Here is a 517-nt window from a genome sequence, read left to right as displayed (position 1 = left end):
GAAAAGGCCCTGCAGCAGGCCGCAGGGGTCATTAAGGCACAGGTGGATCTTGCTGCAGAAGAAGCCTATGTAGAATACGACCCCTCGATAATAAATGAAGAAACCCTGCTTCAGGTAATCAGTAAGGCCGGATATGAAGGGATTTTATCCGGGTAAAAAGATCTGAAATAACTATGGGACAGAAGAGGAGGATTGATCATGTATTATGATCCTGTATGCAAAAATGTGTTAACACCCGACCAGGTAAAAGCAAATTACACTTTTAAAGATAAGGGTTATGAATTCTGCTGCGAAGATTGCCGCGATAAATTTAGCCGGGACCCGGAAAAGTATACAGGCAGGAATTGGTGGCAGCGCTTCCTCTATCGCCTTGCAGAATCCAATGCCGAAGAATTTAAAGGAGAAAAACTTTCCTGCCATTAATTGCAGAGTAAACTTACAAGCATAGCCGATATATATTGCACAGTATTACTACTATCTGAAGAGATTAACGGATCAACAAAAGCTGAGGTTTATA

1 protein-coding gene is annotated in these 517 nt (G+C 42.0%); it reads left to right on the top strand.

What is annotated here, in order from left to right; genetic code table 11:
- Positions 1 to 198 precede the first annotated feature (198 nt).
- Positions 199 to 423 carry an LDCC motif putative metal-binding protein gene (locus tag SCJ97_11750; GenBank protein ID MDW7740702.1) on the top strand — a complete coding sequence of 75 codons (225 nt, stop codon included), beginning with the start codon at positions 199 to 201 and terminating at the stop codon, positions 421 to 423.
- Positions 424 to 517: the final 94 nt, after the last annotated feature.

It is taken from the genome of Bacillota bacterium (genome assembly GCA_033549065.1).
Taxonomy (GTDB): domain Bacteria; phylum Bacillota; class Dethiobacteria; order DTU022; family DTU022; genus JAWSUE01.
Note: the sequence above shows the minus strand (reverse complement) of the source record. Positions and strands in the feature narration are given on the sequence as shown.

Bases quoted from the DNA above. Each gene is read 5' to 3' on its own strand.
- SCJ97_11750 (MDW7740702.1), top strand. From the start codon at position 199: ATGTATTATGATCCTGTATGCAAAAATGTGTTAACACCCGACCAGGTA.